The organism is Burkholderia sp. BCC0405 (assembly GCF_902833075.1).
Taxonomy (GTDB): Bacteria; Pseudomonadota; Gammaproteobacteria; order Burkholderiales; family Burkholderiaceae; genus Burkholderia.
Window position 1 is genome coordinate 53,361 of the sequence record NZ_CADFEO010000009.1, and the last position, 18,731, is coordinate 72,091.

The following is an 18,731-nucleotide window of genomic DNA, read 5'->3' on the forward strand; positions in this document are numbered from 1 at the left end:
GATGCACGACCTGGTCAGAAGCGATCCACGCGATACGGCGCCGGATCGGTGAACGGCGCTTCGCCCGTCATCATCTCGGCCAGCAGGCGGCCCGTGACGGGGCCGAGCGTCAGCCCGTGATGGTTGTGCCCGAACGCGAACCACAGCCCGCGATGCGCGGGCGCGGGGCCGATCACCGGGCGCATGTCGGGCGTGCAGGGCCGGAAGCCGAGCCACGGTTGCGGGTCGAGCCGCTCGCCGAAACCGAACACGGGGCGCGCGATGCGTTCCGTGCGTTCGAGCTGCACGCCGGTCGGCGGCACGCCGCGCCGCGCGATTTCGACGCCGGTCGTCAGCCGCAGCCCGCGCTTCATCGGTGCGATCACGTAACCGTATTCGCGATCGACGATCGGCGCTGACGGCACGCCGCGCGCGGACGGCGCGTAGTGCATGTGATAGCCGCGCTTCTCGCGCAGCGGGATCTTGTAGCCGAACTTGCCGAACACCGTGTCGGACCACGGGCCGAGCGCGACGACGACGGCCGGCGCGGCGGCCATGCCGTCCTGCGTCCTGACCTGCCAGCCGGGCGACAACGCATCGAGGCTCGCCGCGTCGCCGGTCAGCAGCGTGCCGCCGCCTTGCACGAACAGGTGTGCATACGCTTTGACGAGCGCGGACGGATCGACGACGCTTTTCGGGTCGAGCCAGTGCAGCGCGCCGCAGAAGCCCGGTGCGAGGCTCGGTTCGTGCGCGAGCAGCGCGGCGGCGTCGAGCGGCGTGATGCCGAGCCCGTGACGGCGCGCGTTGAGACCGGCTTCGGCCACGCCGCGTTCGAACGCGGCCGGCGTGCGGAACGCTTCCAGCCAGCCGTTCGCGCGGATGAGTTCGCCGGCGCCGGCCCGTGCGATCAGTGCGTCGTGTTCGACGATGCAGCGCTCGATCAGCGGCAGCATGTCGCGCGACGCCGCCGCGTGACGCGGCGGCGCCGATTCCCACCAGAAACGTGCAAGCCATGGCGCGAACGCCGGCAGCGACGCGCTGTGCCAGTAGAGATCGGTCGAGCGGTTCAGTGCATAGCGCATCAGCGTGAACGGGCTGCGCGGGAACGGATACGGTTCGACCGACGAGCGCTCGATCAGCCCCGCGTTGCCGAAGCTCGTGCCTTCGCCGGGCGCGCCGCGATCGACGAGGGCGACCTTGCGCCCGCGATCCTGCAGGTGGAGTGCTGCGCAGACGCCGACGATGCCTGCGCCGAGAACGATGACGTCGAAATCCATCGAGGGTGGTGAATGACGGTTGGCGGAGCATCGGTGTCGTGTTCGCCGTGCCGCCGCGTGTTGGAGTTGGAGAGCGTTCGAAGCACAAGCATACTCGCGGCGGGCACGGCGCGCATCAACTCATCGAGAACAGCGCGCCGCGCCAGCACGCGGGTATCGACGCCCGCCATCCTCGGCGTTTTCCACACGACGATCGACACCGTGTCGTCAGCGGCGATCCCGGTCGCATGCTAATCGATCATCAGGACGACCATCGTCAGCACCGGCACGATCGCGAACACTGGCGTGACGAGCGCGGCTCGCACCCCCACGCTTGTGTGGCGCGCAGTTCGATCACGCCGTGCTCGAACTGCGGCACGTAGCGCTGCGCGCGACCCTGCACGGCGAGGATGCCCTTCATCCGGAACAGGTTCGCGGTATCGGTGCGGTGCAGTTCGCCGAGCCACGTTTCGAGCGCGTCGAGATCGACGTCCGCATCGACTTCGATATCGACCGACGACACGCTTTCGTCGTGTTCGTGACGATCGTGATCGTCGTCGCGTGCGTGTGTTTCGTGAGCGCCGCCATCGTGCTCATGCTTGTTCGCAAGCGGCGCGCACTGGAAAACGATCCCGCGCGCCGCTGAAGAACGTATGAAGTTTGATGTACGCGCGCGTCCAATCCGCCGATCAATCCGCCGCCGTCGAGGCTGCATCGACACCCGCTGACGCGAGTACCGATTCCGCATACTTTCAGACGGTTCTCGCGGGTGTTTCCCACTGGTTGGTCATGCGAATTTTTACCTAAGATGAAGCAATCGTGCGCGTGATACGGTGCCTGCTCGCGCACGGAGGGAGGCAGGGGCAGCGCCGGAGCAACGCCAGCGGATGTTGCCATCATGGATGCGAAAGTGTGCGCGGCGGCGGGTAGTCTTGCGACTGCAACGATGCCGATGGGTGCGGCGCTCATCGCCGCGCGGAAGACGGTACGATCCGGGCGTACCGCCTGGCTGCGCCACGCGCTGTTGGCAATCGTTTGCGCATTGGGTGCGGCGCCGGCGGTACTCGCCGGGGCGCAGGCAGACGCGGAAGATGCAGCCGACACCGTGCGTATCGTCGCCGCCGCGAGCCCCGCCGATCCTCCCGATTCCGCCGTTTCGTCACATGACTCCGCCGTGCGTCAGGTCGTGCTGGGCATCATCAGCTTCACGCGCTGGCCGACGACGCCCGTGCGCCTGCATTTGTGCGTGACGGGCCGGCCCGACTACGCGCGCGGCCTGACCGATACGCTGCAGGCAGGCTCGACGCTCCTCGACGTGCAGCGCGTTCGCTTCGACGATCCGTCGCTCGGCATCGCCTGCGACGTCGTCTATCTCGGCGCCCTGGGCAACGACGAGAGAACGCGGGTGAGAGCCGCGGTGGCGGGCCATCCGGTCCTGACGATCGCGGAACACGATCCGTCCTGCACCGCAGGCAGCATGTTCTGCCTCAATGTCGACGGCGAACGCGTGTCGTTCGACATCAATCTCGACGCCGTGGCGCGCAGCGGTGTGCGCGTGCATCCGAACGTACTCAATCTCGCGCGACGGCAGGGGGCGTCATGAGACGGTTTGCGCCTCACTTTTCCCCTTCGCGCGTGGCGCGCCCGACGCTGCAAAGCGTGTTGCGTCGCGCGCACCTGCGCCTTGCGTTCGTTGCCGTCACGATGGCCGCCGTGTCGTTGATCGTCGTCGCCGTGATCGCATTGCGTGCGTATGCCGGCAACAACCTGAACCTGCTGGCGCGCTCGCTCGGTTATACGGTCGAGGCGGCACTCGTGTTCGGCGACCACGATGCGGCGAGCGAGGCGATCGGATTGATCGCCGGCGACGAGGACGTCGCGCAGGTGGTGGTCACGGACAGCAAGGGCCAACCGTTCGCGACGTGGCAACTGCCCGCCGGAAACGGGATCGCCCGGCTCGAGCGCGGCGTCGCCGACCTTGCGTTGCCCGGGCCCGTGACGGTGCCGGTGATGCATGACGGCATCGTCGTCGGCCACGTCGTCGTGCGCGGCCGCGGTCATCAGTTCTTCGGCTTCCTGCTCGGCGGCGTCGGCGGCATTCTCGGTTGCCTGGCGGTCAGCGTGCTCGGCGCGTACGTCAGCTCGAAGCGCTTGTTGCGCAACATCGTTTCGCCGCTGCGCGCGCTGGCCAGCGTGGCGCACGCCGTGCGGCGCGAGCGCGCGTTCGCGCAGCGGGTCGAGCCCGTTGCGATCGCCGAACTGAACCAGCTCGGCGACGATTTCAATGCGTTGCTCGACGAATTCGAGGGCTGGCAGAACACGCTGCGTGACGAGAACGCGTCGCTCGAACACAAGGCGACGCACGATGCGCTCACGGGCCTGCCCAACCGAACGCAGTTCGAGTCGCGCCTCGCGCTGGCGCTTCGCGAAGCCGGGGTGACGGGCCAGCGCGTCGCCATCCTGTATCTCGACTGCGACCGCTTCAAGGAGATCAACGACTGTCTCGGCCACGACGCCGGCGATGCGGTGCTGATCGGCGTCGCGGCGCGGCTGCGCAAGCAGGTGCGCGAGACCGATCTGGTCGCGCGCCTGGGTGGCGACGAATTCGCGGTGATGCTGCCGGCGGTGCGCGAAGCGGGCAGCGTGTGTCGTGTCGCCGACGAGATTCTGTCCGGCATGGCGCCGTCGATCGAGCTGTCCGACGGCCGCATGGTGGCCACCATGATGAGTGCCGGCGTTGCGCTGTATCCCGATCATGCGTCGGACGCGGGCGGCCTGCTGCGTGCGGCGGATGCCGCGATGTACCGCGCCAAGCGAGCGCGGCCGGGGTCGTGGCAGTTGGCTGAAGGGGTGGTCGGGTCGGCTTGATGGTTGTCGATTCCCGCTGCGGGCGAGGCCGCGGCGGTTCAATGAAAAAATGCGCACGCAATGCGGGCGCCCTCGAAGGGGTCGATGATGAAAAACGCGTTTCCTGTGAGCATGGGGCGGATAGGCATTGGCAGCACGCTGTTGCTGTGCATGCTGCTCGCGGGCTGCAAGGCGCCGCCGCTTCACCGTGGCCTGACGCAGACGCAGGTCACGGCGCTCAAGTCGGCCGGTTTCCAGGAAACCGGAGCAGGGTTCGAGTTCGGCTCGACCGGGCCGATTTTGTTCGACTTCGATCGGTATAACCTCAAGCCCGACGTGCGGCGGATCGTGGAAAGGATCGGGCGGACGCTCAGGTCGGCGGGGATTAACGGGGTGCGGGTCTATGGGTACTCGGATCAGGAGGGGGCGGATGATTATGACCTCGAACTGTCGAGACGGCGGGCCGAGGTCGTGGCGATCGAGCTTGTCGATGTCGGGCTGGATCCGAAGCGCATTGCGATCGCCGGGAAAGGGAAGAGCGATCCGGTAGGGGATAACCGGACGCCGGCCGGACGGGCGCAGAATCGGCGGGCGGCGATCGTGGTTTCGCCGCGGTGAGGGGGCGCGTCGTCCGCCGACAAGCGAGCTGCTCACCCTGTCGCTGAAAACACCGATACCGGGATGTCACGCCGCGATCGGTTGTCAGTGTCGACACGGTTCGTCAGACTTCCGATGCGGATCCGTCGATCCTGGCACCGTTCCAGTCGCTGCAGCATGGGATGGGCACCCATCCGGGGCCGTACTGAACCGTGTTGCGCGACGAGGCCCGGCGAGCGCCGAAGGAGCCCGTTGATCCCCGGGCCAAAGAGGCGGGCAAGACACCGCCGGTGGACGGGATTGCAGACCTGCTCCATGGCGTCGAACCGGGACTGATCGAGCGGGACGGCCGGCCTGCCGATCCCGGGCACCGCAAACTGGCGTTCCGGCTGTCCTGTACCCAGGGCGATCTGTCCGGAATGCAGGAACGCGAGCTGGCGTTGTATGCGGGCGATCCGGTGGGGACGATCGCGCTGCTGAACCGGCCGACCCGGAGCCGGCCGCCGGCTTTCCGCCATGACGAGCTGTGGAATGTATTGTCGTTGCTCGCGCCGCAGGCGATTCTCCTGGACAACGGCGGTCTGGCCCAACTGACGCGGCTCTGCGCCCGCTGGGCGGAATCCTCGGTCGACGCCGGGCGGCGCTTCGATGCGCTCGCCTCGTTGTCGGCTGTGCGCGTTCGGCGCTGGATGCCCCGCAAGCCTGCGTCGGCGTTCGTGCAGGGGCTCGAAGTGCGATGGGAGGTCGATGAACAGCGTTTCGCCGGCTTCAGTCTCGGCGGACCCGCGCACGTGCTCGAGAGATGCTTCGCCCCCTACGTTCCTGTAACAAGTTTCGTGCAGATTGTGCTGTTTTCAGCGCAAACCGGCGCGCCGCTGCGCCGTGGCCAACCGTGCCCCGGCGCCCAGCCGCTGGCCTGTTTTTTTCGATTTTCGGGGCGCGAACGGAAACGTCTGCGGGTGCCTTTCGCGCGGTCGGAAATTGTCCTACATTAACGGGGCTTCGGGCCGGCCAGCCGGCCCACGGAACCTGAGATCACAAGCAAGGAACAAGAATGAGTTTCGCTCCGAACGGGGGTATTCCCAATGGTTTGGGCGGCGGCGCGCTCGGCTCCTTGAGCGCGCTCGGCGGCCTGGCAGGCCCGGTCGCCTCGAGTGTTGCCGGAAGCGTCGGCCCGCTCGCGGGCCTGGCCGGGCATGTCGACACCGTCCAGCGTGCGCTGCAACTCGCGCAAACCGGCTTCTCGCTGATGGACAAGACGCCCGGCGCGGTAGCCGAAGCGATCAACGGCGCCGCCAACCCCGCGCGCCTGACCCAGCTCAATCGCTACGTCACACTCGACACGCCGCTCGGCCCGGACGTGCTCCTGGTGAGCGCCGCCGTGGTCGACGAGTACGTGAACCGGTTGCCGGAAATCCACCTCGACCTGCTGTCGCACCGCCACGACCTGCGCCCCGACGACCTGATCGGCCAGCAGGTCAAGATCCGGTTCGATCAGCAGGCGCGCTTGTCGACGCTCGAACGCGTCGTTGCATCGGGTGCCGGCGACAACGACCGCTATTTCGACGGCTACGTCGCGTCGTTCGACCGGGCCGGCAATCCCGGTAATGTCACGCAGTACCACCTGACGGCCGTGCCGTGGTTCTGGTTCCTGACGCGCTCCACCGACTGCCGGATTTTCCAGAACAAGACCGCGCAGGACATCCTCACCGAGATTTTCCAGGAGCACGGATTTTCCGATTTCGTGTTCGACATCCGGACGAGCCAGAAGCCGCTCGAATACGTGGTGATGTACCAGGAGTCCTACTACAACTTCTGCGCGCGGTTGATGGAGCAGGAAGGGCTGGTCTGGACGCATCGCTACGAGAAGGACAAGCATGTTCTCGTGATCGGCGACACGAATTTGCTGTTCCGCCCGATCGACGGGCTGGCGACCGTGCCGTTCGCCGCCACCGAGGCGAGCGAGGACAGCGGCATCGACCAGTTGCACGAAGGCCGGCGCTTCGGCGTGGGGAAGGTCACGTTCCGCGATTTCAATCATCAGAACCCGTCGTCGCCGCTGATGCTGGTGGAAGCCGGCCCGCAGAACCTCAAGCATGCGCGGCTCGACTCGACCGAGCGGTTCGAGCACCAGTCGCTGTACGACCACGGCGACGACGGTAACCGCTATGCCCGTTATGCGATGGAGGCCGAGGAGGCGCAGGCCCATCGCTATACCGGCGGCGGCTACGCGTGGCGCATGACCACTGCCGGCGCCGTCAACGTGGCGAATCACCCGGTCCTCGAGAACAACCAGGAATACGTGATCCTGCACGTGCGTCACGAGGCTGTGAACGACTACACGCAGCACAGCGCGAAACTGCCGTACCGCAACAGCTTCGCGTTGCTGCCGAAGAAGATTCCGTATCGTGCGCCGCGCGCCACGCCGAAACCGGTGATTCACGGCACGCAGTCGGCGATCGTCGTCGGCCCCAAGGGCGAGGAAATCTACACCAACGGGAGTGCCGTGAAGGTGCACTTTCCGTGGGACCGGCGCGGCAAGAAGGACGGCTCCGACTCGATGTGGGTGCGCGTGTCGCAGCCGTGGGCGGGCGACGGTTGGGGGGCGGCCGCGATTCCGCGGATCAAGCAGGAAGTGCTGGTCGCGTTCAATCAGGGCGATCCGGACAATCCCGTGATCGTGGGCCGCGTGTTCAACGGCGAGCAGGGTAACCCGTACCACGGGGCCGCCGGCCAGACGATGGGGATCAAGAGCCAGACGCACAAGGGGCAGGGGTCGAACGAGTTGCTGATGAGCGACGTCAACGGTGCACAGATGCTCTACATGCATGCACAGAAGGACATGCATACCGTTGTCGAGGATGCGCAGTGGACTCAAGTTCTCAAAGGCGACCGGACCGTCGAGGTCGGGAAGGGCAACCACACGACGGCGGTCGCAGTCGGCAATCTGTCGGACGTTGTAGTTCAGGGCAATACGCTGCATCAGACTCCACAGGGTGTGCATACGCTCGAAGCCAAAGAACTCTGGATCAAGATCGGTGGCGATGGCGGTACGCGAATCCACATGACGGCCGACTCGATCGATATCTATAAGGGCGAGTCAGTGATTCACCTTGACGACAGCAACATCAATATCCAGGCATCCCGGACCGACATCAACCCGAAGAACGGCTAACACCCATCAGGAAAACAAAGCATGTACCAGATGCAAGAAGGCACGTTGGCGCTCCCGGTGGAGTGGCAGGACAAGACGATGAACGTATTCGTGTCGGCAGCGACCGGCACGGAAGGCGTGAGTTTCGTGATCACGCGCGAGCGGCTGCCGTGGGGTATGAAGTTCAATGAATATGTGGCAAGCGAGATCAGGAAGGTGGCAAAGCAGGTGCCAGACTATTCCGAGGTGGCCAATGAAGATGTCACCGTGTCCGGGCGTGTCGCACACGTGCACGAATTTACATGGACGAACAATCAGGCGCCGATTCACCAGCGGCTGACGATGGTGGAATACGGGCAGGTGGTGCTGATGCTGACGTTCACCGCGCCTGGTACGCTGAGCGACACCCAACGTGAACAAATCCAGGGTGTGATTCAGAGCCTTCAGTTGCGCGATCCGATTTGAGGCTGCAATGTCGGACACGCCGAATTACAACGAACCGAGCGGTAGCGCACAAGAGCGTCTTGATCAGATCGCCAAGCTGGAGGACGGTGAAGCTGCCAAAGCGGCCGAGCAGCCGTTTTACGAGAACCTCAACTATGGGATGCTCGGCGCCGACGCAGGTCTGACTACGCTTGAGGGAACGGCCGCCGGGTTGAGTGCGGCGGGTACGGCGTTGGCGGGTGGCGCAACCGGCGGGGCGGCATTGGGCGCGGGTGCAATCGCTGCGGGTACGGCGATGCTGCCGCTGGCGATTGCAGTCGGTGGAGCTTGGGCACTCGACAAAGTCGGTGTTACCGGTTGGCTCTCGAAGGAATTCACGCAGGTCGGTGATGCACTGGGCCTGACGATCGGCCGTGGCGATCCGCATCCGGCGTGCGTCGGGGATCGAATTGCGCATTCGTCCGGGTTCATGGGGATACTCACCGGTATTGCCGTGGGGGTTGCTGTTGGCGTTGCGGTGGCGGCCACCGTGGCGACAGGGGGACTCGCCGGAGCGCTGATCGTCGGGGCGTGCATGGCGGGCGGCCTGACTCTGGGTGGTGCGCTCGCGTCGGCCAGCCAAAGCATGGGCAGCAACTGCGGCGAGATCGTCACGGGCTCGGGCAATGTGTATTTCGAAGGCAAGAAAGTCGCACGCGTCACTGATCTAGTGAAGTGCGACCATCATTCGGGTGAGCCGCAAGCGCTTGTCGAAGGTAGCAAGACAGTATTCGTCAACGGACTGCCGTTGGTGCGGATCGGCCACGAGACTCACTGTAGCGGCAAGGTCAACTCCGGGCGCAACAGCATCTGGATCGACAAGACGACGGGGCAGTATGGTCCGAAGAACCCGGAGTTGTCCGCGACTCAGGAGTTTCTGGCGGGTTTGCTCGGTGGTGTCGTGGGTGGTGGAATCGGGAGGTTTTCCGGTAAAGGATTGCGCGGAAAGTTTCGGCCAGAGTCGGCACGATCTGCAGAACAGAAAGGCGTCAACGACGAGACTCGACCCAAGTGCGAGGATCCGGTCGATCCTGTGTCCGGCGAAGTGCTGGAGATCCGCACGGATTTACTCGTTCCCGGTACCCTGCCTATCGAACTCAAGCGTCGCTATCGCACTCGTTCGGATGACGCTGGATTGCTCGGCGCACGATGGTCGGACACTTGGTCGCGACGCTTGACGTTGGAGAGGGGCCGTTTCGCCTATTTTCACGACGGAGCAGGTCTTGCACTGGGCTTCGATGCGTCGCATATGGCGCTTGACTCGATTAACCTGCGTGCGCCGCGCTACCGACTTGTCGGCAGTCGGGTTGAGCCCCGTCTGCTCGATCGCGATACGCGACAGATCCTGATTTTTTCGCCGCTTGTGGACGGGCAAGTTTCGCGCCTCGAGTGTATCCAGGACATGGATGGCAACGCCATTACGTTCAGGTACGACGGTCAGAGCCGCCTATCGACATTGACTCACAGCGATGGTTATCGGCTCGACGTTGTTTACGACAGCAACGGTCGTATGCCGGGGCGGATCGTGTTGCACGAGGTTGGCGGCGGTACGCGGACGCTAGTCGAATACCGCTATCGCGACGTTATGTTGAGCGACGTGACAAGCTTCCAGTTCGGGCAGCTCCATTATGCTTACGACGATCATGGCTGGATGACACAGTGGGGCGATAGCGATCAGACCAACGTCCATTATCGCTACGACACTGCCGGACGTGTTGTTGAGACCGGTACTGAGCAGGGATACCACACCGGGCGCTTTTTCTACGAGGAACACCGAACGCGCGTGATCGACGCAGACGGCGAACGGATCTTCGAATACAACGACGACGGATTGGTCATCGCCGAAACAGATCCGCTTGGACACTGTACGCGCTCGGAATGGGCGCTGGGGCGACTGATCTTACGCACCGACCCGCTTGGACGGCGGACCGATTACGACTACAACGATCATGGCCTGTTGATCGCGGTGAGGGAAGCGACCGGTAGGGCGATCGGGTTCGAGTACAACGACGCGCAACTGCTCGTCGGTGCGACGTTACCGGATGGCGCGCAGATCAAGCTCGAGTACGATCATGTGAGAAGACTGGTTGCGCGCATTGAGCCGGACGGTACGACAACCCGCTATCGGTACGGCAAACAAGGCGAATTGCTGAGGATTGTGCATGGCCAGCGCGAGACTCGGTTGAACTATGACGCGCAACTGAGGCTGAACGAGATCCGGCTACCGAACGGGGCGGTGAGGCGGTGTTCGGTGGACGTTCTTGGACGGATTCTGGAAGAAACCGATCCCGACGGGAATCGGACCCGCTATGACTATACGGATGGGCCCGATAATCCGCGCGGGGCGCTACGATCCATTGTCTGGGCTGATGGTTCGCGAGTTCGCACTCGCTACAACGGTGAAGGGTTGCCGGTCGAGTTCGATAATCCGCTTGGCTTGACGATCAGGCGAACCTATGGACCGTTTGATCTGCTGATCGGTTCTATCGACACCGCCGGCTACGCGACTCAATTCGAATACGATCACGCAACTCGACTGACGAAAGTCGTTAATGCGCTCGGAGAAGCGTATGAATACCGCTACGATGGCGCCGGGCGCTTGGCAGCCGAGGTCGACTGGGGCGGGCGGACTACAGTGTACGAGCGCGACGCCGCGGGCCGACTCATCATCAAAACCTTGCCGGATGGTACGCAATGGAGATACGCATATGATGCGTTGGACCGGGTGGTTGAGATTGATGCTGGCGACGTCAAGCTGGTCTACTGCTATGACGGAAGGGGGCGCCTCGCTTCGGCGGAGGTCCAGGGCGACGCACCGCATGTCACGCACTTCGCCTACGACGAGCATGGCCGCCTGATCGGTGAGAATCAGCATGGCGAACTATTGCGATATGCCTATGACGGGGATGGGCTGCGTACGCTGAGGGCCACGCCACGGCGTGAAACGAAATATGCGTACGACGCGCTTGGTGCGTTGACGCAAGTGGGCCGGCTAACGATTGCGCGAGACAGCGCCGGTCGCGAAACTGATCGCCAGGCGGGCGCGTTCATTGCGCATCAGGAATACGATGCGTTGGGGAGGCTCCTGAAGCAGGTGGCCGGGCCTGGCGCGGCGTTCGAGTCGTTGCAGAGCGATCCGGCCCATGCACTTGCGCAACTGACACGGCAAATCTACCGATATGATGCGGCCGGACAGCTCGAGCAGGTCGAAGCCGACGGCGATACGCTGACCTATCGACGTGATGTGCGCGGTCAGGTGACGAATGTGCGCAGTTTGCTGCAGCCCGGTGAGCATTATCGCTACGACGCGGTGTTGAACATTGCGGCGCATGGGCAGCAGGCTGCGGTGGACACGCACCAGTACGCGGCAGGTGGCTTACCCGAGCGTGTTGGATTCGCGCGCTATCGCTATGACGCACGAGGGCGCACTATCGAGAAAACGGTCGAACGGCACGGGTTCCGGCCTCAGACCTGGCATTACACCTGGGACGGGCTGAATCGGCTCGTCAAGGTCGCCACGCCCGAGCAAGGGGTGTGGGTCTACCGCTACGATGCATTTAACAGGAGAGTAGAGAAGCGTCCCGTCGGGGGACATGAGGCGGTGAAATTTCTGTGGGACGGCCCAACGATCGCGGAACGCTGGATCGAGAAGCGTGACGGCACGACCGGACAGGCAGTGACTTGGCATGTCGAACCGGGGAGCTTCGCGCCGCTCGCACAGGAGACCGACGATGGCTTGTATCCGGTGCTGACCGACCAGGTCGGCATGCCGAAGGCTGTCTTCGACGAGTGCGGCGCCAAGGTTTGGAAGGCATCGTTCTCGTTGTGGGGGGCGTTGTTGCCAACGCGCGCAGCGGCGAACCAAGCGGCACGGGATATCGATACGACACTGCGTTTCCCGGGGCAGTGGGCAGACGACGAATCCGGCCTTCATTACAACCTGAATCGGTACTACGATCCGGATTCGGGACAATATCTCAGCCTGGATCCTATCGGGCTCGAGGGCGGGTTGCGGACGCAAGGCTATGTCGCCGATCCTCTTGGTGAGTTCGATCCGCTCGGCCTCGCTACTTGTAACACCAACGACTCTCAAATAGACAAAGGCTTGAGCGGTCGCGGCGTTCGCCCGGGGCCAGGCGAGCGTTCGCTGACGAAGGAGCAATATCGCGAGCTGATGCGCAATCGAAATCAGGGCGACGCGCTACAGGCCGCTTTGGATCAGAAGATTGCGTCCCAGGACTATGTCTATCGTGCGACCACATGGCGGGCTGTTGAAAATTACCGCAAGCAGGGCAGCATCAGTGGTTATAAGGGTGCAGGGACTTACATGTCGACAGACTACGTCGGGACGAATCAAGGCGTGCTTATGGACCGCGGCCAGGTTTTCCAACATTGGGGAGCGCCAGACGTATTGTTGAAGATTCCGACATCGGAGCTATCTTCGGCAACCGTTCCAAGACCGCTCGGAGGAAAGCTGCCGGTTGGATGGGAGCCTGAGACATCGTTCTACCCGGCAGCCGGATCCGGCGGACAGAATCAGTTCATGGGAACAACAAAGTCGTGGTCTGACGACTGGATTGTTCCAGTCGACAAATGAGTGTGAACGTCATGGATCAAGATATTCAGAATATGTTCCGTCGCTACCGCGATCAAGATATCGATTTGCAACACCTTCGCGCGTGGTTAGACAGCGAAGGAGTGCGTGTCGAGGCACAGATTCCACGCGGTCAATTATTGAAGCTAAGACGAGGAAACGAAGCTCAGAGTAATGGAGCGGTTGCTCAGTTACTGCCGGCGTGCACGCGCTGCCTCAGTATCGGCTCGCCCAAGCAGTTCGTGTCACGCGTGGAATATCAGCAATATTCACAGCGCCGTGATGCCGCTGTTGCCAATGGAGACCTCGCGGAAATTGTTCCGCCGGCTTTCGATTTCGAGGGGGCTGGGTCGGCTGGTGCCGCAATGTACTATCGCTGCACCCATTGCCATTCGATCTGGGCATTCGTGGAGCCGGAGAAGGCGGAAAACGGCTCATGGAATAGGATTATTTAGAGGCGGATTAAAATGGATGCTTGGTTCGTCTCAAGATGTTCCGGCAGACGAGGGGGGGGGCCGGGTTTGAAAAATGCTTCGTGAATATCGATCTGACGTTCGAAGCGAATGTGAAGCCGATGGAAGTTGTGTGGCCACGGGTGAGTACGTTTCGCAACCCAGCGGAAATTTCCCAGAAGAGACGGTCGACCCAAGCACGAGAATGGTTGACAATGCCTCGCTCAAGAGTTCGATTGCCACGCGCTCGCGCATGACGACCGAATCACCAATCCAGGACGCACGGAAATGAGACACCCCCTCGGATATCTGCATGAGGTTTGGCTATGTCCCGACGGTCACGGACAATCGCTTCCTGCATGCATTCCATACGGACCAGATGGCGACGCAGCACGGGCGCTTAATGAGTCGGAAGTGAATGGGTCTGGATATTCTGGACGCGTTCACATGCAGAGACTATGGCCGTCTACTATGAATTTGCAGGCTACGGCGAATATAGCGTGCAGGACGATCTTGATCGGCAACCCTATTCGCCCGCTGCCTGCGAGCGCCAGACGACGTACTTGCTTCGAGACGGCTCGCTTAGGGTCTCAAGCTCGGAAGTCCGGCGCTAACCGCCAGTGAACAAATGGCGGATACGATGTTCCGCGGAGGAAGGCCAGAAATACCTCCAAGACCTGATCGGCCATGAACCATTCATCTGAGCGCATCGGAATGTTACCCGCTCGAAAGACCAGGATCGTGCCGTCAGGGCGTACCGGCGAAGGTTTGATATGGAAGGCTCTCCATCGTTGCGCGCCGAATTCAAAGCGCTCGATCATACAACTGGCGCCACCGCCGGCTACTTGCACGTAGTTGCCTGCATCGTCGGTCAATGACGCGTAAGATGACTTGCCGTAGCTTCGCAGTGACTTGAGCGCACGTGTGACCTGTACGGGAGTCGGCATGGTGTTTGCCAGTCTGCCCTCGATTTCGAGTTTCATGGCTGATCTATCTCGATCTCTCTCAATCAGATGCGAATCATACCAACGCAGAAACGCAATAACGAATGACCGCTATCGGTTGCATTCGAAGGGTTGAATCCGCAGTCGATAGCAGTCTCAGCGAGATGCTGAAATCGGACATCACCCGTAAGCAATTTCTGGTGCCCCCGAACGACAACAAAGATTGGGTAGCAGTCGCTAATAGATAACGTCGAGCGATGATGATCGCGCGCGCGGATGGATACATCACACGTCCTGACTCACACGTTGAACTCCCATTTCCACCGACCCATCAACAAAGGAGGATTCCGAACTATAAAAACGCCGCAGTAAACGAGCGCGGGCCGCAAGTGCTACCAACACTCACGACCCGCTAACCACAGCCAACTAAGCAGGAGTTGCCCATGGCTAAGCCGAATCATAAAGCACGACCACCAAAGACGGAACGTTTCGTAACGATCCAGGAAATGTGGGGTACGCCGAAAACGTACGTAAAGCCGGAGAAGTTCTACCCGTACATGAAGATTGGTGGAATGTGGCTGATCAGCGATGCGTGTTTTGTTCCGGGCCGAAAGGCGCGAATCGATATTGAGCCTGGCAGGCTGATCATCACGCAGTTGTAAGAGCGACGCCGCAGGATGCGGCCGCGCTGCGCGACGTCGCGCAGCGCGCCGGGTAGGGCAACGGCTATCAGCTGTATCAGCCACCCCAGCGCATCACCACGCGATATTGCAAGACGACCGCGAAGTCCCCGCACCGCCCGTTGCCGTGCAATGCGTGCCCGCGCCGTTATCGTAGAACGTGCGCGTCTCAGGTTGCGGCACCGACGGATCGAACGGATTCGGCGCACCATGCGGGCCACGCGCAGCATCGTACGGACGAGCCGGCGCATACGAGCCGCCACTACCAACGGGTCGCGATCCGTTAGCCCGCAGATATTCATTCCAGTTCTGCTCGCGCTGCTCGTATCCGGGCAACGCGCGACCGAGACTATCGCTGCCACCCGCGCCGAGCGCGACGCGATTCGCGGGCAGGACCCAATCGGGTTCGTGTTCCGACGAAGGCTGCGGTGCCACGAGTCTATCGCCCGACACACGCAGCGGCCGCGTATCCGGCGTATCGAACGGGCTTCGCTCCACGGGCGCGGCGTACTGCACGCGGCGTCGGCTCATACGTGCCGCATGCCCATCATCACGAGCAGCAGCACGCCGCTCCGAGCGAAACACATTGGCACCCGCCGACCGATCGGCGAGCGTATCTCGACCCGACGCATCGGCGGCAGAAACAGAAAGCGCACACGCAAACGCGGCGGCGGAAGAAAGACGGAAGGGATGATTCATCAGCGATCCGAATCAGGTGATGTGCATTGAAAAAAATGGCAGATCACTGGCTGGCGGCTGGGCAACGGACGGGCGTCGAAGCGGCCCTGAAGCGACTACGAAGCGCGGCGGACGCGGCTCGGAGGAAGGCTGGCTGGATTGCGAGGCGAATTCGTATTATTTCATATTAATAACGATTGCCTTTCTAATCGGCGAAAACCGTCGGAAAACAGAAGGCGTGAGCCGCTCAACCCAACGCACTGCAATGGTGCCCACCAACCCAATCATCAGTCGATTGAAGCGCGAGGATGCGACCCTTTACCCACCCCGACACGAGCCGCACAAGATCGCCTGTCACCCGATCTCAATCCCGACAAGGCACGGCAGCAGAAAACCCCCACCGATAGCAACCAAATTGCACCGCCAGCCAACGTTATCGCGCGTCCAAGGTTGCGCCGTCATTGCTACCGACCGCCACCCGATCCCTACGTGTTTTCCCTCACTCGACCGGCATTTTTGACAGACGATTTAAAAACGCCCATATAATTTCGACTGCCTTGCCAATGGCTGTCGGACCATCCCTCCGATCAAGCGATTTGGCAAGCGGGGCAGGCGAAACGCTTGCGCAATGCAAGACGCATCACGATGTCTTTCCGAACCAGACGTCCCCTTCGGGGACTGCAAGAGCCGGGCCCCGCTACGCAACATTCCGCCGGAGTTCCGTCTTCTATGTGTCTCGGGCGTGTCCCATGTCCTCGCCCCGGGTGCTGTTCGATTGCGCAAGTCATGCCGCCTTTGCCCGTATGACTAAACAACATCGAGGAGCTCCCAGATGACGCTGTCCCGTCTTACGTCCATTTCCGTCGCCGCCGTGCTGTTCGCCGCGGGCGCCGCTGCCGCGCAAGCGGAAACCGTCAAGATCGCCATCGCTGGCCCGATGAGCGGCTCGGTCGCCCAGTATGGCGACATGGTGAAGGCCGGCGCGCTGACCGCGATCGAGCAGATCAACGCGGCAGGCGGCGCGGGCGGCAACAAGTTCGAAGTGGTGATGATGGACGACGCATGCGAGCCGAAGCAGGCCGTCGCCGTCGCCAACAAGATCGTCAGCCAGAAGATCAAGTACGTGATCGGCCACGTGTGCTCGGGTTCGACGATTCCCGCGTCCGACATCTACGAGAACGAAGGCATCGTGATGGTCACGCCGTCGGCCACCGCGCCGCAGCTGACCGAAGGCAAGAAGCGCCACTTCATCTTCCGCACGATCGGCCGCGACGACCAGCAAGGCCCGGCCGCCGCGCATTACATCATCAACAACGTGAAGCCGAAGAAGGTCGCCGTCCTGCACGACAAGCAGTCGTACGGCCAGGGCATCGCGTCGTCGGTGAAGAAGGACCTCGAAGCCGCGAAGATCCCGGTCGTGCTGTTCGAAGGCATCAACGCCGGCGATTCCGACTACTCGGCGATCATCACGAAGCTGAAGTCGCAAGGCGTCGATTTCGTCTACTTCGGCGGCTATCACCCGGAAATGGGCCTGCTGATGCGCCAGGCGCGCGAGCAGGGCGTGAAGGCCACGTTCATGGGCCCTGAAGGCGTGGGCAACAAGGACGTGACGGCGATCGCCGGCCCGGCTTCGGAAGGCATGCTCGTCACGCTGCCGGCCGACTTCTCGGCCGATCCGGCCAACGCGGCGCTCGTGAAGGCGTTCGCGGACAAGAAGCGCGACCCGAACGGCCCGTTCCAGATGCCGTCGTACGCAGCGGTGAAGATCATCGCCGACGCGATCGCGGGCGCGAAGACGACCGATCCGACCAAGGTCGCCGCGTACATGCACAAGACGACGTTCGACACGCCGATCGGCAAGGTCGCGTATGACGCACAGGGCGACCTGAAGGCGTTCAAGTTCGTCGTCTACACGTGGCACAAGGACGCGACGAAGACCGCCGCCAAGTAACACGGAGTACCCGCCCGCGCACCCGCCCCGTCCGAGACCCGGACGGGGCGGGTGCGTATTGGCCGCGCATCCCGCCCGGTGCGCGGCCAGCGGGCGGCCCGAGACGACACCGTGCGTTGCGCGCGGCCGAACGCCGTGATCCGGCGGCGGCATGCGACCCAGCGCCAACGGGAGCTTCCCGCACATGACTGACTTCTTTCCGCAATTCGCCCAGCAACTGGTCAACGGCCTGACGCTGGGTGCGATCTATGCGTTGATCGCCATCGGCTATTCGATGGTCTACGGCATCATCGGCATGATCAACTTCGCCCACGGCGAGATCTACATGATCGGCGCGTACGTGGGCCTCGTGACCCTGACCGCGATCGGCGTCTCCGCCGGTTATCCGCTGCCGCTCGTGCTCGGCGCCGCCCTGATCGTGTCGGTGATCGTCACGGGCCTGTACGGCTTCGCGGTCGAGCGCGTCGCGTACCGGCCGCTGCGCGGCGGCCCGCGCCTGGTGCCGCTGATCTCCGCGATCGGCATGTCGATCTTCCTGCAGAACTACGTGCAGATCGGCCAGGGCGCGCGCGACGTGTCCGTGCCGGTGCTGATCTCCGGCGCGTTCGACATCCACCTCGGCGGCGACTTCGACGTGACGATTCCGTATTCGCGGCTGATGATCGTCTGCGTGACGGTCGTGCTGATGATCGCGCTCACGCTGTTCATCTCGCATTCGCGGATGGGCCGGGCGTGCCGCGCGTGCGCCGAGGACATGAAGATGGCGAACCTGCTCGGCATCGACACGAACCGCGTGATCTCGTTCACGTTCGTGCTCGGCGCGATGCTGGCCGCCGTCGGCGGCGTGCTGATCGGGCTGACGATCGGCAAGCTGAATCCGTATATCGGCTTCGTCGCGGGCATCAAGGCGTTTACCGCCGCGGTGCTCGGCGGGATCGGCAGCATCCCGGGCGCGATGCTCGGCGGCGTGCTGCTCGGCCTCGCGGAAACCTTCGCCGCAGGCTACATGCCGGCCGAGTACAAGGACGTCGTCGCGTTCGGCCTGCTCGTGCTGATCCTGCTCTTCCGCCCGACCGGCCTGCTCGGCAAGTCGGACATCGAAAAGGTTTGAGGGAG

General features: G+C 62.9%; 14 protein-coding genes and 2 pseudogenes. 11 read left to right on the top strand and 5 right to left on the bottom strand.

The features are described 5' to 3' along the window. Positions 1-14: 14 nt before the first annotated feature. Both HWX36_RS16675 and HWX36_RS16680 read right to left on the bottom strand, forming a co-directional pair. Positions 15-1,256, bottom strand: coding sequence for an FAD-binding oxidoreductase (locus tag HWX36_RS16675; protein ID WP_175953152.1), 1,242 nt, complete (start codon positions 1,254-1,256; stop codon positions 15-17). Positions 1,257-1,542: 286 nt separating this feature from the next. Continuing rightward, positions 1,543-1,794: pseudogene (locus HWX36_RS16680) on the bottom strand (GTP-binding protein); the annotation flags it as partial. Between the two features lie 339 nt (positions 1,795-2,133). On the opposite strand from HWX36_RS16680, the gene HWX36_RS16685 reads away from it, so the two are divergent. From HWX36_RS16685 to HWX36_RS16720, 8 genes are all read left to right on the top strand, one after another. Then, positions 2,134-2,838: a YfiR family protein gene (locus tag HWX36_RS16685; RefSeq protein WP_175953153.1), complete on the top strand. Its 705-nt coding sequence runs from the start codon at positions 2,134-2,136 to the stop codon at positions 2,836-2,838. Further along, complete coding sequence (locus tag HWX36_RS16690; protein WP_175953154.1) at positions 2,835-4,103, top strand: diguanylate cyclase; 1,269 nt, start codon at positions 2,835-2,837, stop codon at positions 4,101-4,103. Before HWX36_RS16685 ends, HWX36_RS16690 begins: the two co-directional genes overlap by 4 nt. 87 nt (positions 4,104-4,190) lie before the next feature. Next, positions 4,191-4,700 carry an OmpA family protein gene (locus HWX36_RS16695; protein ID WP_175953350.1) on the top strand — a complete coding sequence of 170 codons (510 nt, stop codon included), beginning with the start codon at positions 4,191-4,193 and terminating at the stop codon, positions 4,698-4,700. Between the two features lie 191 nt (positions 4,701-4,891). Next, entirely contained in the window at positions 4,892-5,674 is a 783-nt protein-coding gene (locus HWX36_RS16700) for a type VI secretion system baseplate subunit TssF (RefSeq protein ID WP_175953155.1), read from the top strand. Positions 5,675-5,733: 59 nt separating this feature from the next. Beyond that, positions 5,734-7,854 (top strand): type VI secretion system tip protein TssI/VgrG, encoded by a 2,121-nt coding sequence (tssI, locus tag HWX36_RS16705; protein ID WP_175953156.1) that lies wholly within the window; start codon positions 5,734-5,736, stop codon positions 7,852-7,854. A gap of 21 nt (positions 7,855-7,875) precedes the next feature. Next, positions 7,876-8,298: a DcrB-related protein gene (locus HWX36_RS16710; protein ID WP_175953157.1), complete on the top strand. Its 423-nt coding sequence runs from the start codon at positions 7,876-7,878 to the stop codon at positions 8,296-8,298. A 7-nt stretch (positions 8,299-8,305) separates the two neighbouring features. Beyond that, positions 8,306-12,913 (top strand): RHS repeat-associated core domain-containing protein, encoded by a 4,608-nt coding sequence (locus HWX36_RS16715; protein WP_175953158.1) that lies wholly within the window; start codon positions 8,306-8,308, stop codon positions 12,911-12,913. 11 nt (positions 12,914-12,924) lie between these two features. Beyond that, positions 12,925-13,365: a hypothetical protein gene (locus HWX36_RS16720; RefSeq protein ID WP_244136435.1), complete on the top strand. Its 441-nt coding sequence runs from the start codon at positions 12,925-12,927 to the stop codon at positions 13,363-13,365. A 7-nt stretch (positions 13,366-13,372) separates the two neighbouring features. Here the strand turns inward: HWX36_RS16720 and HWX36_RS37180 are convergent. Next, positions 13,373-13,547, bottom strand: a pseudogene (locus tag HWX36_RS37180) (IS5/IS1182 family transposase); the annotation flags it as partial. Between the two features lie 405 nt (positions 13,548-13,952). Continuing rightward, positions 13,953-14,345 (bottom strand): hypothetical protein, encoded by a 393-nt coding sequence (locus tag HWX36_RS16725; protein ID WP_175953160.1) that lies wholly within the window; start codon positions 14,343-14,345, stop codon positions 13,953-13,955. Between the two features lie 404 nt (positions 14,346-14,749). On the opposite strand from HWX36_RS16725, the gene HWX36_RS16730 reads away from it, so the two are divergent. After that, positions 14,750-14,968 carry a hypothetical protein gene (locus HWX36_RS16730; protein WP_175953161.1) on the top strand — a complete coding sequence of 73 codons (219 nt, stop codon included), beginning with the start codon at positions 14,750-14,752 and terminating at the stop codon, positions 14,966-14,968. 93 nt (positions 14,969-15,061) lie between these two features. On the opposite strand, the gene HWX36_RS16735 is transcribed toward HWX36_RS16730, so the two are convergent. After that, positions 15,062-15,685, bottom strand: coding sequence for a hypothetical protein (locus HWX36_RS16735; RefSeq protein WP_175953162.1), 624 nt, complete (start codon positions 15,683-15,685; stop codon positions 15,062-15,064). 811 nt (positions 15,686-16,496) lie between these two features. Here HWX36_RS16735 and HWX36_RS16740 point away from each other — a divergent pair. Then, entirely contained in the window at positions 16,497-17,615 is a 1,119-nt protein-coding gene (locus HWX36_RS16740; RefSeq protein WP_059584440.1) for a branched-chain amino acid ABC transporter substrate-binding protein, read from the top strand. Positions 17,616-17,799: 184 nt separating this feature from the next. Then, positions 17,800-18,726, top strand: coding sequence for a high-affinity branched-chain amino acid ABC transporter permease LivH (gene livH, locus HWX36_RS16745; RefSeq protein WP_072441879.1), 927 nt, complete (start codon positions 17,800-17,802; stop codon positions 18,724-18,726). Positions 18,727-18,731 lie beyond the last annotated feature (5 nt).

What these genes read in the sequence shown, in the direction of transcription:
- HWX36_RS16740 (WP_059584440.1), top strand. Translation starts at nt 16,497, where the DNA reads ATGACGCTGTCCCGTCTTACGTCCATTTCCGTCGCCGCCGTGCTGTTC.
- tssI (WP_175953156.1), top strand. Translation starts at nt 5,734, where the DNA reads ATGAGTTTCGCTCCGAACGGGGGTATTCCCAATGGTTTGGGCGGCGGC.
- HWX36_RS16710 (WP_175953157.1), top strand. Translation starts at nt 7,876, where the DNA reads ATGTACCAGATGCAAGAAGGCACGTTGGCGCTCCCGGTGGAGTGGCAG.
- HWX36_RS16690 (WP_175953154.1), top strand. Translation starts at nt 2,835, where the DNA reads ATGAGACGGTTTGCGCCTCACTTTTCCCCTTCGCGCGTGGCGCGCCCG.
- HWX36_RS16715 (WP_175953158.1), top strand. Translation starts at nt 8,306, where the DNA reads ATGTCGGACACGCCGAATTACAACGAACCGAGCGGTAGCGCACAAGAG.
- HWX36_RS16730 (WP_175953161.1), top strand. Translation starts at nt 14,750, where the DNA reads ATGGCTAAGCCGAATCATAAAGCACGACCACCAAAGACGGAACGTTTC.
- HWX36_RS16725 (WP_175953160.1), bottom strand. Translation starts at nt 14,345, where the DNA reads ATGAAACTCGAAATCGAGGGCAGACTGGCAAACACCATGCCGACTCCC.
- HWX36_RS16685 (WP_175953153.1), top strand. Translation starts at nt 2,134, where the DNA reads ATGGATGCGAAAGTGTGCGCGGCGGCGGGTAGTCTTGCGACTGCAACG.
- HWX36_RS16720 (WP_244136435.1), top strand. Translation starts at nt 12,925, where the DNA reads ATGGATCAAGATATTCAGAATATGTTCCGTCGCTACCGCGATCAAGAT.
- HWX36_RS16695 (WP_175953350.1), top strand. Translation starts at nt 4,191, where the DNA reads ATGAAAAACGCGTTTCCTGTGAGCATGGGGCGGATAGGCATTGGCAGC.
- HWX36_RS16735 (WP_175953162.1), bottom strand. Translation starts at nt 15,685, where the DNA reads ATGAATCATCCCTTCCGTCTTTCTTCCGCCGCCGCGTTTGCGTGTGCG.
- HWX36_RS16675 (WP_175953152.1), bottom strand. Translation starts at nt 1,256, where the DNA reads ATGGATTTCGACGTCATCGTTCTCGGCGCAGGCATCGTCGGCGTCTGC.
- livH (WP_072441879.1), top strand. Translation starts at nt 17,800, where the DNA reads ATGACTGACTTCTTTCCGCAATTCGCCCAGCAACTGGTCAACGGCCTG.